This window comes from Bacteroides sp. PHL 2737, from assembly GCF_004115325.2.
GTDB lineage: Bacteria > Bacteroidota > Bacteroidia > Bacteroidales > Bacteroidaceae > Bacteroides > Bacteroides hominis.
The window spans coordinates 3,683,012-3,698,683 of the sequence record NZ_CP040630.1 but is presented as its reverse complement, the minus strand read 5'-3'; the positions used below and the strand labels follow the sequence as shown (position 1 = coordinate 3,698,683).

Here is a 15,672-nt window from a genome sequence, read left to right as displayed (position 1 = left end):
GACTTAACGATATGAGTAGGCGCAAGGAATTAGAGCATGAGGTATCTCTTGCTCAGGAAAGAATTAAGAAAGCTCCCAATGATACCCCCAGAGAGATACTGAAGATATGGGAGCAAGAGTTGGTTGATCTGGAAGTGGAACTTAATAATTTGGTCGACGACGAGGAAGATAATAACGATTGAATCACTTTTCTGCCTAATAAAAGGCCCGTACAAAAATTGTACGGGCTTTTTCAAGGAAATAGAATACTCCCAGCTACCTTCGGGAATGGCTACGCATAAAGGGTGTACGGCTCCCTCACTTTATCAGTTGTATAACATTTATAATAAGACGGTATTTTATCTACTTTGTTCCGTTTTCATCCATCTTTTAACTATTTATTTTCACATTTACTCTTTGTCGGGTTATTCTTTGATAAGATGTAACAGGATTATCCTGCAATCATTGACATACATCAAAAACAAACAGTTTAAAACAGCCTTTTTATCCTACGTCAATTCAATCGTCATATTTCTCCCTTACATTTGTAATGTTTTCAAGGTATAACATAAAAATTTGAGATTATGAAATGGGTAAAAAGATTGTTGGATAGAATCGGTAATTCCGATTCTATGATTTGGGGCTATGTAATGCTCCATGAATAAAGGATTATAAAACAGAGTTTGATTGAAAAAAACGTTTGAAAAAGGAGGCCGGGATTATCGCGGACTCCTTTTTTAGTTAATCCCCCTTATTATTTGCACAAATATGGTTTATTTTACTCTTCTTGTTCCAAAGCCGGATTATCCGGTAAAGAGTACTTGAGATTTACACTAAAAAATGCAAAACCAGAATAAAAACATGACTTAAAAATTCTGTATTTGAATGTTTTTCTGTATATTAGGAACATAACCAAATAATGTAAAATGGAATTAGAAACAATTGGAGAAAACGCCGGCAAAGTATGGCGCACCCTGAATGAAATGAGGGGAAAAATATCTATTCAGGAACTTAGTCGGAAAATTAACCTCAGCGCTGAAGATGTTGCACTTGCAGTAGGTTGGTTAGCCAGAGAAAATAATATTTTTATTCAGAGACACAACTATCTGCTATATGTCAGTCATGATGCTTTCTGATTTTACTTTAAGAGAATTGACTGTCAGAGTCTAAGAAATATAATAGGGATTATTCGTCACCGGATAATCCCTATTATATTTCTTATGATTTAGGACAAGTATGCGTGTCACTCTCTTTCCTAAAAATTAAATTTGTCAGAAAATAAGCTAACTCTACCATCATGATGCCAATGGTAGCACCGGCCAATACGTCACTTAGCCAATGACGATTGTTTAATTGGCGTGTGAAGCCGGTAACAACAGCCGGCAGGAAAGTGGCAATGGTGGCTAAAGGAGTCTTGAAGCCATATTCTTTATATAAAAGAGTAGCAGCCGTAAAAGCAGTAGCCGTATGGCCTGAAGGGAAGGAAAGAAAATCCGAACCGTCTGGACGGAGAACACCCGCCAATGATTTCATGGAGATGACTACTGCTCCCATCAAAACATACGCAAATGCAGTTGAAACGAGCATACGTTTCCAGTTACTACGACTTTTTACTCCTGCAAGTTTCAATATAAACATGACAACAATCGGTAGATAGGGTAGAAAATCATCATACCGATATGCAAAAGTCGAAGCATGCATATTCCGCAGATGATAGATATATTGATCTGCACTTGTCAATAATCCGGCCCGCAGGGCACATACTATAAGGGTACAGGCAAATAGCCAAAGTATTAATTTACGTGGACTCATTTCGTTCTATTATAGGTTTATAGTATATGCCTACAAAGATAATTCTTTTGATGCAGAAGACATTAGGAACAATTAATATGAAAATATTATTTGTCTTATTATAACATTCATATTAATAAATATTCCGGGAGCAGCAAAGATCGAACGAAAGTAGATAACTCAATCTGTCAAATGTCAGAAAAACCGGAGCCCTACTTCTGCTGTCACATTTTACAATAAATAGAAGCAGGCATTATTCTCAAAAGCATTGCTACATATCTCCACCTTCTTGAGATGTATACAACTTTTCTTTTCCGAAAGATTGCCCGGTATATCTGTTGTACGGCTTTCTGTAGTGGAGTGACCCAAAACAACCCCTCTCCTTTAGCCATCGCTGTGTCTACGAATCCTGGGCGTATGTCCGTAATGTGAATGGGGTAAGATAGCTTGGCTGCTTTCTTCCTCAAGCCTTCCGTATAATTGATTTGATAGGCTTTCGAAGCATTGTATGCCGGTGCTATTCCTTCACCACGCATCCCGCCTACAGAGGAAATTGTAACCAGATGCCCCGATTCTTGTTTCTGGAAAAAATGAAATGCCCAGTCTGCTACATTGGTGAATCCGATAACATTGGTCAAAAGAGTCGGTCTCTCTAAATTATAATCGAGCTCAGGGTTTAGTTCCCCTACCCCCGAACAGAACACGAGTATATCCATACCTCCCATTCTGTCCACAAGATTATTGAGTTGCCGGATTGTATCAGTTTCCTTTGTAACATCTGATATGGTATAAAAACAGTTTTTATTTTGTGAACAAAGCTCTTGCAGTTTATTTTCCCTTCGTCCCGTTATGCCAACCATATTCCCTTCCTGAATAAACCGTTCTGCCAATCCTCTGCCGATCCCGGATGTAGCTCCTATTATGATAACCTTTTTCATTTTTATTCTTTTTAATGCTTACACAAAGGTATTGGGATCGGAACAAATGAATCTTGACTGAAATCAAGATTTTATTTTTGTACTAACTTTCTTCGAAGACGGCTGAGTGTTTCCGGACATATCATCAGATAGGATGCCAGTTCCTTCAATGAAATCAAATTCAACAGTCCGGGACAACGTTCAAGTATCTCCCTATATCGTTCTTCGGGCGTCATGCTGTACATCGATATCATCCGTTCATATACTTCCCATAACAATATTTCAGCTATATGTCTGCCCAATTTCAGATTCGTGTCGTCCCGGTCATAGAATTCCTCTAACTGTCTGTTGTTTACTATATAAACAGTGCAGTTACAAATGGCTTGTATATCTACATTTGAATTATCTCCTAAACGGAATGCCGGATAATTACCCACAAACGAGTGTTCGAATGTATAGCCTACAATTTTATTTTCTCCCCGACTGTTGGTACAGCAATAGCGGAAAGAACCTTCTGCCACATACCCCATCAATTTGCAGGATTCATTTTGTCGGCAAAAGAAATCTCCTTTTTGATATTGGGTAAGTTGCCCATTTTGAAGTACAAAATCTGTAATGGGGGCAAAGTTAACCTTCGATGTATACTTATTGAAATCTTTTGCTTCTTCCATGATATAATTTCATTTTGAAGTGCGAATATAAATAATGCGGACTGAACTATGATACTCAATCCGCATTAAAATGATCTTTGGGGGACTTTATCCGCAATGGAAGTACTTGCTTACTAATGCCAGCATCTCCTCCGGTTTGCCCTGTATCTCTATACGCAGGGTAGCATCATTATAGCTTCGTAATCTACTGATAATGCCATCAATCATAGCAGGGCTGAATACATTATACTGTTCAAATACAGTCCGTTGTTTCTGTAAGCAGTCTGCTGATGCCGCACAGCTATCCGGTAGTTGTGCTAAGTTTTTCAGTTTATCAACATTTTCTTTCTGATGGATATTTACGTTAACGTATGTCTTCTCTGCAATGGTTAAGGCGTTGTCTATCTCAAAACCGTGACGACAGGCCACTGCAAGTCCTGCCAGTAATTGATAGAGATCGGCTGATCCGTCCGGTGAACGCATTTCCACTGTCTGCTTTTGCGTCGTATCATAGTGGCTGTCCAACTCCAATGGATTGGCTAACGCACACATATCTGTCTTAGCAGACCATCCCAATGGAACTCGTACCAATACAGAACGGTTTCGATCGCCCCAACAAACATTAGTCGGCGCCTCTTGATGTGGTACAAGCCGGAAATATGAAGTAGGATTTGTATTTCCGAAAGCCGTGATGGATGGGGCAAGCAGCATCATGCCCGCAATGGCTCTACGAGCTGTATCAGAAAGAATCCCACCTTTTAGCATCTGGTTCTGTCCGTCTTTCATCATGCGCATATGGATATGTAATCCGGATCCAGCTTTGCCCACTGTAATTTTCGGAGCAAATGTAATATCATAACCATATTGGTAAGCTAAGTTGCGGATAACCCATTTGGCTATTATCAATTGGTCGGCAGCATCTTCTGCACGGACTGGCAGAAATTCTATTTCATTTTGCTCGTAGACTTTATCATCAAGCATAAAATTACCGACTTCAGAATGCCCGTATTTTATTTGTCCACCCGTTTGAGCTATGTAAGACATACATTGTGTACGGAAATCATTGAATTTAGCATAAGGTCCTGATTCATGATAACCGCGCTGATCGGTTGCCGGAAACATTCCGTCGTCCTCGGCAATCACATAATACTCCAATTCTCCCATAGCCTGAAACTCCATGCCTGTTACTTCCGTGAACGCTTTACAAGCTTTGTGTAAGGTATATTCGGGAGAACTTTCCAGAGGTTCTCCATCTTTATTAAAGAAAGAGCAAAGCATCACGAGTGTAGGTAATTCTGCAAATGGATCAACGAATGCGGTACGGAAGCGTGGAATTACATACAAATCACTGCTCCCTGCCTCTATAAAAGGAAACAGGCTTGATCCATCCACTCGTTCACCACAAGTCAGGATAGCATCCAGATAGGCAGCGTTGTTTATTACAAAATTCAATGTTTTAAGTCGTCCGTCCGCAGCAGGATACATAAAGTTGACCATGCGGATTTCATTTTGTTGGATATAGGAAATAATATCTGCTTTTGTAAATTCAGCAGCAGGCTTTTGCAAAAATGTCACCAGATGATTGGGACTCATTAATAATTCTTGATTCATCATACGTTGATTGTTGTTTCATTAATTATTTGGGTTAACAGATTATTTTATGAACCAAAGATACACAAAAAGTTAGCAAATCAAGATTTATTCCCATGAAAAATAATAGTTCCCTTTCATCCGCTGACGATTCGGCTATTCTTTAATTTAGACTCACTCCTATGCTACTTACTTCTTTGTTTTTTATACCTTTGCATCCGATTTTAAATAAGGTATAGAATATATGGTACAAAATCAGGTCCAACCGGTTCGTAGGATTGCATTTCCTATATTGATCGCATTAAGTATTTCTCACTGTTTAAATGATCTTTTGCAGGCTGTCATTTCGGCTGTATATCCTCTCTTTAAAGAAGATCTCTCGTTAAGTTTTGCTCAGATTGGATTGATAACTCTTGTTTACCAGATGTCCGCTTCCGTGTTTCAACCACTGACCGGTCTTATTTTTGACAAACGTCCTATAGCATGGTCACTTCCCATCGGAATGAGTTTCACACTGGTAGGTATGTTGAATCTGGCTTTTGCATCCAATTTACACTGGTTGCTTGCATCCGTTTTTATTATTGGAATCGGTTCTTCTGTCCTTCATCCCGAAGCATCACGTATAACCTTTTTAGCTTCAGGAGGAAAACGGGGATTAGCGCAATCACTCTTTCAGGTGGGCGGCAATTTGGGCGGATCATTAGGCCCTTTGTTAGTGGCGTTGTTAGTGGCTCCTTACGGCAGGCATTATATTGCTTTGTTTGCAATTCTTGCTTTAGCGGCTATCTGTGCAATGTTCCCTATTTGTCGGTGGTACCGGGCCTATCTGAACCATCTTAAAAAACGTCCCATACTTGCAAGAACCTATATTGAACGCCCGCTCTCTCCAGGCAAAACAGTGTTTGCCATTACGATACTGATGATCTTGATCTTTTCTAAATATATTTATATGGCGAGTCTGAATAGCTATTATACTTTCTATCTGATACATAAGTTTAATATAAGTATTCAGCAATCACAACTCTTCTTATTTGTATTTCTGGTAGCTACTGCCATCGGTACATTAATGGGAGGCCCTATCGGTGATAAGGTCGGGCGCAAATATGTAATTTGGGGATCAATCCTTGGCACAGCACCGTTTAGTTTGTTGATGCCACATGCCGGACTTGTATGGACTGTACTTCTTAGTTTTTGCGTCGGACTGATGTTATCGTCCGCTTTTCCCGCTATTTTGCTTTATGCGCAGGAACTGCTTCCTAATAAATTAGGGCTGATTTCGGGACTCTTTTTTGGATTTGCATTTGGTGTTGCCGGTATCGCCTCTGCTGTCCTTGGCAATATGGCCGATAAATTTGGAATCGATGCGGTATACAATGTTTGTGCATTCATGCCGTTATTAGGATTGGTAACTTGGTTTTTACCGGATTTAAAAAAAACGAAAAAAGAAAAATAAGAATAATTGAAAAGTAGTCTGTATCTGCTTTTTATATTTGAATAAATAAAATCCGGAAGCACTTTTCCGGATTTTATCCTTTTTAATGCTATTTTCTACCAGTTTTTTTCTTATATCAATTCTCCCTCTTAATTATTTTACTAATTTCGTGGCGTACATATATGAATCAAGTAAATGAAAATGGAGAATAACGCATTAACCGGAAAACCTTATAACATTGGATATGCCTTAAGCGGAGGCTTTATTAAAGGATTTGCCCATTTGGGAGTTATCCAGGCCTTATTGGAGCATGATATTAAACCGGATATCATTTCAGGAGTAAGTGCCGGAGCTTTGGCCGGAGTTTTTTACGCCGACGGTAACGAACCCTATAGAGTGTTGGACTACTTTTCCGGACATAAATTTCAGGACTTGACCAAACTTGTGATTCCCAAAGTCGGTTTATTTGCACTGGGAGAATTTATAGACTTTCTGAAGTCGAATCTTAAAGCACAGAAACTGGAAGACTTAAAACTTCCACTTATCATCACCGCCACTGATCTGGATCATGGGCGCAGTATGCATTTTCATAAAGGGAATATAGCCGAACGAGTGGCAGCTTCATGCTGTATGCCGGTATTGTTTACGCCTGTAAAAATAGGAAATACACACTATGTGGACGGAGGGCTTTTGATGAATCTACCGGTTTCTACCATCCGAAATGAATGTGAAAAAGTAGTGGCAGTAAATGTCAGTCCGCTGATGGCAGAGAAATATAAAATGAATATTGTCAGTATTGCCATGCGCTCTTATCATTTTATGTTTCGCGCCAATACGTTTCCGGAGCGCGATAATTGTGATTTACTAATAGAACCTTATAATCTGGAGGGTTACAGCAATACTGAGCTTGAAAAAGCTGAAGAGATTTTTGAGCAAGGCTATAACACAGCTTCCGAAGTTTTGGATCAACTGATTGAGGAGAAAGGAAAGATATGGAGATAATAAAAACCGGATTGGCTGCTTTTGGTATGTCGGGACAGGTATTTCATGCCCCGTTTATCAGTACGAATCCGCATTTCAAACTTTGTAAAATAGTAGAGCGTACCAAGGAACTCTCTAAAGCACGTTATCCGCAAGCAACGATTGTGCGTAGTTTTAATGAGTTGACAGAGGATCCCGAGATAGATCTGATTGTGGTTAATACCCCGGACAGTACACATTATGAATATACCCGAATGGCTCTTAAAGCCGGAAAAAACGTGGTAGTTGAGAAACCTTTTACTTCTACTACAGAACAAGGAAAAGAATTAATAGCTTTGTCTGAACAAAAAGGACTAATGCTTAGTGTGTATCAAAACCGCAGGTGGGATGCAGACTTTTTGACAGTACGTGATATTCTTGATAAGTCGTTGTTAGGTCGCTTAGTGGAATATGAATCAACTTTCGCCCGTTACCGAAACTTTATCAAGCCTAACACATGGAAAGAAACCGGAGTATCGGGAGGTGGACTGACATATAATCTGGGATCACACCTGATTGATCAGGCAGTTCAGCTTCTCGGAATGCCTGAAGCTGTTTTTGCCGATTTGGGTGTACTTCGTAATGGAGGAAAAGTAGATGATTATTTTATAATTCATTTGTTACGTCCTTCCTTGGCACCTGATGTGAAGATCACCCTGAAAGCAAGCTATTTGATGCGGGAAGCCGAACCACGTTTCATGTTGCATGGGACGTTAGGATCGTATGTCAAATATGGAGTCGACAAACAAGAAGCTGCCTTATTGGCTGGTGAAATGCCTGGCAGCCCTAATTGGGGAGAGGAATCGGAACAAGAATGGGGATTATTGCATACAGAAATGAATGGAAAAGAAATCTGCCGGAAATATCCGGGTATATCCGGTAATTATGGTGGTTTCTATCAGAATATATATGAACACTTGTGTTTAGGAAAAACGTTGAAAACGCATGCACAAGACATCTTGAATGTGATACGAATAATCGAAGCGGCTTATCAGAGCCATCGGGAAACTAAAATAGTTAATCTTAAATAGCTTTTATAAAAATGAAGAACGAAGAAAAAATGATTATTTATCAAGTGTTTACGCGCTTGTTTGGAAATAATAATAACCACTGCATCAATAACGGAGACATCTTACAAAACGGTTGTGGAAAAATGGCTGATTTCACAGCCAAAGCTTTGGGTGAGATCAGAAAGCTCGGAGCGACTCATATTTGGTATACCGGTATTATCGAACACGCTACTCAGACTGATTACAGAAGATATAATATCCGACCGGATCATCCGGCTATTGTAAAAGGCAAAGCGGGCTCTCCTTATGCCATTAAGGATTATTATGATGTAGATCCGGATTTGGCTACTGATGTTCCCGGACGAATGAAAGAGTTTGAAAACCTGGTAAACCGCACACACAGGGTAGGACTAAAAGTGATTATCGACTTTGTACCGAATCATGTAGCGCGCCAATATCATTCGGATGCACAGCCGGATGGTACCAGCCAGCTCGGAGCCAACGATGATCCTAATTACTCGTTCAGTCCATACAATAATTTTTATTATATTCCACAATCGGAATTGCACGGTCAGTTTGATATGACAGGAAACGCAGTGGAACCTTATCGTGAATTTCCTGCCAAAGCAACTGGTAACAATCGATTTGATGCTTACCCGAATATAAATGACTGGTATGAAACTGTAAAGCTGAATTATGGAGTAGATTATCAAAATGGAGGAACCTGTCATTTTTCACCGACTCCGGATACCTGGATTAAAATGTTGGATATTCTTTTTTTCTGGGCTTCCAAGAACATTGATGGATTCCGTTGTGATATGGCTGAAATGGTTCCGGTAGAGTTCTGGGAATGGGCTATTCCACAAGTGAAACAAACCTATTCCAATATTTTGTTTATTGCTGAAGTATACAATCCTCACGAATATAAAAATTATCTGTTTCGTGGTAAGTTCGATTATCTCTATGATAAAGTAGGACTGTATGATACCTTGCGTAACGTGGCTTGTGGTTATGATTCAGCAACTGCCATCACCCGTAGTTGGCAGTCTTTGGGGGGGATTGAAAAGCGGATGCTTAACTTCCTTGAGAATCATGACGAACAGCGCATTGCATCTGATTTCTTTGCCGGAGACCCACGCAAGGGCATTCCCGCACTAATCGTATCAGCTTGCATGAATACGAATCCGATGATGATCTATTTTGGTCAGGAGTTCGGAGAAATGGGAATGGATAGTGAAGGATTCAGCGGACGTGACGGACGAACCACTATTTTCGATTATTGGAGTGTAGACACCATTCGGCGTTGGCGTAACGAAGGTAAATTTGATGGAAAAATGCTAACTGAAGAACAAAAGCATTTATATGCAATTTACCATAAGGTTTTGACTCTATGTAATGAAGAGCAGGCAATATCAAAAGGTGTATTTTTTGATTTGATGTATGCCAATGAAAATGGATGGAGATTTAATGAACATAAGCAGTATACTTTCATGCGTAAGTATAAAAATGAATTGCTGTTTGTAGTCGTAAACTTTGATAATCAATCGGTAAATGTTGCAATTAATGTACCTTCTCATGCCTTCGATTTTTTGCAGATTCCCCAATTTGACTCATACAAAGCAACCGATTTAATGACCGATAAAGAAGAAGTAGTCTGTTTATTGCCTTATAAAGCCACAGAAATAGCTTTAGGAGCATATACCGGTAAAATACTGAAGATTAAATTTTAGTTGAATATAAAACAGCCCTTGCAATCTAATCTGTGCAAGGGCTGTTTTTTATCTGTTTATTCCCATTTTTATTTGGTTCTTTTCAATACCATTGCTGTTCGCGCAGGAATATAGAGTTTCAACCATTCTTTCTTTTCTTTTTTATATAAAGAATCGGGCAATGTGAAATGTTTCACACTATCGTCTGACAAGCCATTGCCTCCATAAACTACGTTGTCTGTATTCAATATTACCTCATAAGTTCCGGGGGTTACCAAAAATCCATAATCAGTAAATGATTGTTTCGGATTGAAATTGAACACAAAAATCAAGTCTTTACGTTGGTATGCCAGTACTTGGTCACCATCGTTATGCCAAATTTCCTGTACAGGAGTCTGCTGAATGTTTTTAACGCTCTTGATTACTTTCAGCATGTCAGCATCAAAATCACCTAAGTAATGGTAAGTCAGGTTTTTATTATCAACCAAATCCCACTGGCGGCGAGCATATTTACATGACCATCCGTTACCTTCACGCGGGAAGTCAATCCATTCCGGATGTCCGAATTCGTTTCCCATAAAATTCAGGTATCCACCGTTGATCGTACTTGCCGTAAGTAGACGAATCATTTTATGGAGAGCAATGCCCCTATGAACCATATAGTTTTCATCGCCCTTCTGCATATGCCAGTACATGTCGGCATCAATCAGGCGGAATATGATTGTCTTATCCCCTACTAACGCCTGATCATGGCTTTCGGCATATGAGATTGTCTTCTCATCCTGTCGGCGGTTAGTTACTTCCCAAAACATGCTGGATGGCTTCCAGTCTTCGTCTATCTTCTCTTTAATGGTCTTAATCCAATAGTCGGGGATATTCATAGCCATACGATAGTCAAATCCATACCCTCCGTCTTCCACTTTGGCGGCAAGTCCCGGCATACCGGATACCTCTTCTGCAATGGTAATAGCCTTAGGATTCACTTCATGAATCAATTCATTAGCCAGTGTCAAGTAACAGATGGCATTGCCATCCTGATGCCCATTAAAATAATCTCCATAATTACAGAATGCCTCGCCCAATCCGTGGCTGTAATAGAGCATAGAAGTGACACCATCGAAACGGAATCCATCAAAGCGATACTCTTCCAGCCAGTATTTGCAGTTTGAAAGCAAGAAATGCACTACTTCGTTTTTACCATAGTCGAAGCAAAGTGAATCCCATGCCGGATGTTCTCTGCGTCCGCCCGGATAGAAATATTGGTTCGGATCACCTGCAAAGTTGCCCAACCCTTCTACCTCATTTTTTACGGCATGCGAATGAACAATGTCCATAATAACGGCAATACCCAGTTCGTGAGCTGTATCAATTAACAGTTTGAGTTCCTCTGGAGTGCCGAAACGAGATGATGCCGCAAAGAAACTTGACACATGATAACCGAAACTACCATAATATGGATGCTCCTGTATGGCCATAATCTGGATACAATTATATCCCTCTTTGGCAATGCGTGGCAAAATTTTCTCGCGAAATTCATTATATGTTCCAACTTTTTCCTCTTGCTGTGCCATACCGATGTGGCATTCGTAAATCAGCAATGGATCGGTACTGGGTTTAAAGGTTTTCTTTTTAAATTTAAATGGCTTCTCCGGTGCCCATACCTGAGCACTGAATATTTTGGTGCTTTCATCCTGCACGACCCGGTTAGCCCAAGCGGGAATTCGTTCTCCCTGACCACCTTCCCAGTATACATGTAATTTATATAGATCGCCGTGTTTGATAGCGTCAGCAGGCAATTTAATTTCCCAGTTACCATTTTTCAGGCGTTTTAGTTTATAAGTAGGTTTTTCTTCCCAATTACTGAATGTACCTACCATGTAAATATGCGACGCATTCGGTGCCCACTCACGGAATATCCATCCTTTATCAGTGCGATGTAAACCGAAATAAAGATATCCGGAAGCGAAGTCCGACAACGTAGATTTTCCCCCATTGGTCAATTCGGCCTTCTTATCCATGGCATGTTCAAAACGTCCGACGATAGCGTCTTTGTAAGGTTCCAGCCAAGGATCATTTTTAATCAGATTAAGAGTCTTTTCCATAAAAAGGATGTATTATGTGTTTCAGAATTTGTTTTTAGAGTCATTCAGGATATACCTATCCAATCGTTATTCAAAATCATCGATAGTAAAATTCGTAAAATCAGCAAAGCGTTTGAATTGCCGGAACACCTCTTCTGTTTTATCCAGAATATCAGGAGCCAGGAAAAAACTGTCTGGCACAGAATAAGCACAAGTAAATTCTTTAGGTTTCAAATAATCAATGTATTTGAAATCTTTAGGAAAACCTTTAGGAGCAGTTTTTAGAAAATCTTCACCAACAACTGGAAAGAACTTTTTGAATTCAGGATCTTCCACAATCGAACGATACTCGTCAATGTTATCATAAATAGATTGACGCAATGCTTTTAAAACGTTGGGTGGCAGGCATAAACTACCTCCGGCCAGCATACAACCTTCTGGTTGTATATGTACGTAATAACCACTATGATTGGATTTTTTCCCTTTCGCATTAATATATCCTCCGAAATGATTCTTATAAGGAGTTTTATCAGAAGAAAAACGGGTGTCCCGGTAAATACGATAGGTACAATCTTTGGGTTGAATGCCACGGATACTTTCGTCAAAGAGTGAAATACGGGCAATTACGGAAGAAAGGAAGTTTTCAAATTCTATGCGGGCTATTTCATATTCACCCCGATGTTCATTAAACCACTCACGATTGTTATTCGCAGTAAGGTCTTTTAAAAAACGAAAGATAACAGGTATATTACTCATTGTGTCATTCTTTTCTGTTTATATCCCACAAATATATAAGAATTATTTGTAACTATCCATAAAATGGACGAAAAACAGGTATAAAAAAAGTGTCGGCTACAAAGAGCCGACACTTTAACACATTTATCAATAAAACAGACGCCTCTGTTTCTGACGTACTTACTTATCACAAGCTGGTACAATCTCTTTAATTAATCTTATATCTAATACTATGAAAAACACATCTATATAACATGCCCCAAAGAGGTTTTGTTCAAACAGACCAGAAATAAACTTGTTAATAATCGTTATATCCGTATGAGATCCTGATTGACATCAATCTTTATCTTACCAAAGTCGATCATTGCGTTGAATAAACAGATTTGAGAGTATTCAAACAACCGCTCTACGGTTATTTCTTTTTCCTTGATTAGATTCATAGCTAACAATGATGCTCTTCGGGTACCTTTAAGGAGAGGCTGTTTTGGGGTATACCATTCATTTCCATCGAAAAGAGCAATATTACCTATAGATGTATCTGTCAGAAGTCCATTCTTGACAATTAGTATGTCGTCTTGTTCCTGTCTGCGAGCGAAAAGTTCATTAATTACACTCCGATCTGTACTTTTGTAAGTGTAATCGATATCATCCGAATAAACAATCTGTAAAGAATGTACCGGACGTATTTGATAAGACGTATATGTAATCTCCTCTATTTCGCGACCATAGATTACTCTGCACTTCATCACTCCTTCGCTTGATACAGGATAAAGGTATTTCGATAGCTCTAACGCAGGCTGTTCCGGCCAAAAAACTGCACGTGTCCGGTTCATCCGATTCGTGTGATAATCCAGATTATATATTATTCCTCTCTCTATATGTATTGTTTCAATAAATTGGCACATAAACTTTCTGCTTCATTTCATTATATTCACTTTCTAAGTCACTTTTACAGGTAATCCCTCCTCCACTCTTAAAAAACATTTTTCCATCTTGTTCTTCAATGAAACGAATCATGACGGCACTATCCAACTTTTTTCCGTTATAGTATCCGGTAATGCCAGTATAAAACCCTCTATCATAATTTTCCGCCTGTTCTATTATCTCCATCGTTTTATGTTTTGGGGCTCCCGTAATGGAACCGGCAGGGAGAAGCTTGAAAAGAATATCTCCCAAACAGGAAACATAATCTTTCGGCAAAATCCCACTGATTTCCGAACTGGTCTGTAAAATAGGGCCGTGATTTGTATGGAGAGTATCTACATAGCGATAACGGGTTACAGCTACACAATCTGCCACCATACTCAAATCATTCCGTATCAGATCAACAATTGTGGCATGTTCTGCCGCCTCCTTTTCATCCTCCATCAATACCTCCAAGGCGGAAGGTAAAGTTGCGTCCATTGTTCCTTTCATAGGATAAGAACAAATCTTCCCATTCTCTATACGAATGAATATCTCTGGGGAAAAAACGACAAAGCGATTCTTCAGCCAAAGTTTGTATAAAGCTTGAGAATGATAAAAAATATCTTCCAATCCTAAATTTGTAGCGACCGGAGTTATACAGGTGAGATTCGTTAAAAAACTATTTCCTCCCAGAATATTTCTGCGTACAATATCGAACGAAGTTTTATATTGTACAAGCGATATTGGGGTCGGCCTCCATGTTATAGGAGATTGTAAAGGTATAGGTACAGACGTACAGTTGCTAAAGCCATTCAGATTATAAAGAAGCTCAGACGGGTCTATATTATCTATCTGCTCTACAAAAGAACAATCTTGTTTATAGTTTATAATAAACAGAAACGCTTTTCCTGTTTTGGCCAGTTTATTTATACGGTCGATAGCTTCATTTTTACTATAGGATTGCATCATTCTTTTTTTCACTGTTTAGTTCAAGTGACAAACTTACAATAAAAAACAGATGCATACAAAAAAATAGGGTTGCTGATTTTAGCAACCCCATTCTCTTCTATCTTTAGGATAATCTTTTTATTTTATCATTCCTTTTGCTTGATCTTGCATCTGTTTGATTTCAGTTCTATTGGGTGACAAGGTAATTGCCTCTCCCAGGTAGTCTACGGCTTTTTTGAAATCTGCATCTGCTTTGGCTTTCTCGGAAGCATATTTTTCTTTGTTCGAATTTGCTAAAGGAGTTGCTTTCTGCAGAACACTTGCTCCATTGTTATAGAACAAAACTCCCAAGCTATATAAAGCATCAGTCTTCCACTTTTTACTGCTCACGTCAGTTGCATGTTTATAATTCTCTTCTGCTTTTTCAATATTGCCTGCCTGCTGAAATTTCTGCCCCTCTTTTAAATAGTATATTGCATATAGCTTTTCAAGCGTTGCATTGCCTGGAACAGCTTTGATACCTTCTGCCAATGTAGCAATATACTCCTTATTATTCTTCATATCACGATAGGCAGCCGATTTACCGATATATGCATTTGCTAAGTTGTACCTTTTTTTAATTGCAATATCAAAATAGTTGGCAGCTTCATTATATTTCTTTATGTTATCCGCACATACGCCACAGTTGTATGCAGTAACAGAGTCCTGATTATTAGTTAATTTCAGGTATTCGCTATATTTCTCATAAGCAACAGCATAATTTTTTGCATTCAAAGCGTCATTACCTTCATTCTTCAGTTGATTCGGATCAGTAGTCTGCGCAAAGAAATTATTTGCGGTAAAACATAAAGCAAGTAATAAAATAATTTTTTTCATGGTTATTGTGTTTTTTAATTGTTTATCG

At 39.0% G+C, this 15,672-nt stretch carries 15 protein-coding genes; 6 read left to right on the top strand and 9 right to left on the bottom strand.

What is annotated here, in order from left to right:
- Positions 1-11 precede the first annotated feature (11 nt).
- Entirely contained in the window at positions 12-182 is a 171-nt protein-coding gene (locus DBK98_RS15135; protein ID WP_164932422.1) for a hypothetical protein, read from the top strand.
- Between the two features lie 723 nt (positions 183-905).
- Complete coding sequence (locus tag DBK98_RS15130) at positions 906-1,115, top strand: winged helix-turn-helix domain-containing protein (RefSeq protein ID WP_005777689.1); 210 nt, start codon at positions 906-908, stop codon at positions 1,113-1,115.
- Positions 1,116-1,197: 82 nt separating this feature from the next.
- Here the strand turns inward: DBK98_RS15130 and DBK98_RS15125 are convergent, their stop codons facing one another.
- From DBK98_RS15125 to DBK98_RS15110, 4 genes are all read right to left on the bottom strand, one after another.
- On the bottom strand, positions 1,198-1,791 hold the full coding sequence (locus tag DBK98_RS15125) for a phosphatase PAP2 family protein (RefSeq protein ID WP_005777688.1): 594 nt from the start codon (positions 1,789-1,791) through the stop codon (positions 1,198-1,200).
- Between the two features lie 203 nt (positions 1,792-1,994).
- Entirely contained in the window at positions 1,995-2,708 is a 714-nt protein-coding gene (locus DBK98_RS15120; protein WP_032537131.1) for an SDR family NAD(P)-dependent oxidoreductase, read from the bottom strand.
- Between the two features lie 71 nt (positions 2,709-2,779).
- Positions 2,780-3,358 (bottom strand): Crp/Fnr family transcriptional regulator, encoded by a 579-nt coding sequence (locus DBK98_RS15115; protein WP_022012736.1) that lies wholly within the window; start codon positions 3,356-3,358, stop codon positions 2,780-2,782.
- Between the two features lie 87 nt (positions 3,359-3,445).
- On the bottom strand, positions 3,446-4,948 hold the full coding sequence (locus tag DBK98_RS15110; protein ID WP_032537147.1) for a glutamine synthetase family protein: 1,503 nt from the start codon (positions 4,946-4,948) through the stop codon (positions 3,446-3,448).
- A 223-nt stretch (positions 4,949-5,171) separates the two neighbouring features.
- On the opposite strand from DBK98_RS15110, the gene DBK98_RS15105 reads away from it, so the two are divergent.
- From DBK98_RS15105 to DBK98_RS15090, 4 genes are all read left to right on the top strand, one after another.
- Positions 5,172-6,380: an MFS transporter gene (locus DBK98_RS15105; RefSeq protein WP_032537132.1), complete on the top strand. Its 1,209-nt coding sequence runs from the start codon at positions 5,172-5,174 to the stop codon at positions 6,378-6,380.
- Positions 6,381-6,560: 180 nt separating this feature from the next.
- Positions 6,561-7,361, top strand: a complete 801-nt coding sequence (locus DBK98_RS15100; RefSeq protein WP_005806024.1) for a patatin-like phospholipase family protein — start codon at positions 6,561-6,563, stop codon at positions 7,359-7,361.
- A complete protein-coding gene (locus tag DBK98_RS15095) occupies positions 7,352-8,410 on the top strand; it encodes a Gfo/Idh/MocA family oxidoreductase (RefSeq protein WP_005806023.1) in 1,059 nt (352 codons plus the stop codon). The genes DBK98_RS15100 and DBK98_RS15095 overlap by 10 nt, the downstream gene beginning before the upstream one ends.
- 11 nt (positions 8,411-8,421) lie before the next feature.
- Positions 8,422-10,119, top strand: a complete 1,698-nt coding sequence (locus DBK98_RS15090) for an alpha-amylase family glycosyl hydrolase (RefSeq protein ID WP_005806021.1) — start codon at positions 8,422-8,424, stop codon at positions 10,117-10,119.
- Between the two features lie 68 nt (positions 10,120-10,187).
- Here DBK98_RS15090 and DBK98_RS15085 read toward each other — a convergent pair whose 3' ends face one another.
- The 5 genes from DBK98_RS15085 to DBK98_RS15065 form a co-directional block, all read right to left on the bottom strand.
- Positions 10,188-12,200: an alpha amylase C-terminal domain-containing protein gene (locus DBK98_RS15085; RefSeq protein ID WP_005806019.1), complete on the bottom strand. Its 2,013-nt coding sequence runs from the start codon at positions 12,198-12,200 to the stop codon at positions 10,188-10,190.
- A gap of 66 nt (positions 12,201-12,266) precedes the next feature.
- Positions 12,267-12,935 carry a DUF2461 domain-containing protein gene (locus DBK98_RS15080; RefSeq protein ID WP_005777676.1) on the bottom strand — a complete coding sequence of 223 codons (669 nt, stop codon included), beginning with the start codon at positions 12,933-12,935 and terminating at the stop codon, positions 12,267-12,269.
- A 287-nt stretch (positions 12,936-13,222) separates the two neighbouring features.
- A complete protein-coding gene (locus DBK98_RS15075) occupies positions 13,223-13,819 on the bottom strand; it encodes an aminotransferase class IV family protein (RefSeq protein WP_005777672.1) in 597 nt (198 codons plus the stop codon).
- Positions 13,803-14,786, bottom strand: a complete 984-nt coding sequence (locus DBK98_RS15070) for an aminodeoxychorismate synthase component I (protein ID WP_080594334.1) — start codon at positions 14,784-14,786, stop codon at positions 13,803-13,805. Before DBK98_RS15070 ends, DBK98_RS15075 begins: the two co-directional genes overlap by 17 nt.
- A 120-nt stretch (positions 14,787-14,906) precedes the next feature.
- Entirely contained in the window at positions 14,907-15,644 is a 738-nt protein-coding gene (locus DBK98_RS15065; RefSeq protein WP_005806012.1) for a hypothetical protein, read from the bottom strand.
- Positions 15,645-15,672: the final 28 nt, after the last annotated feature.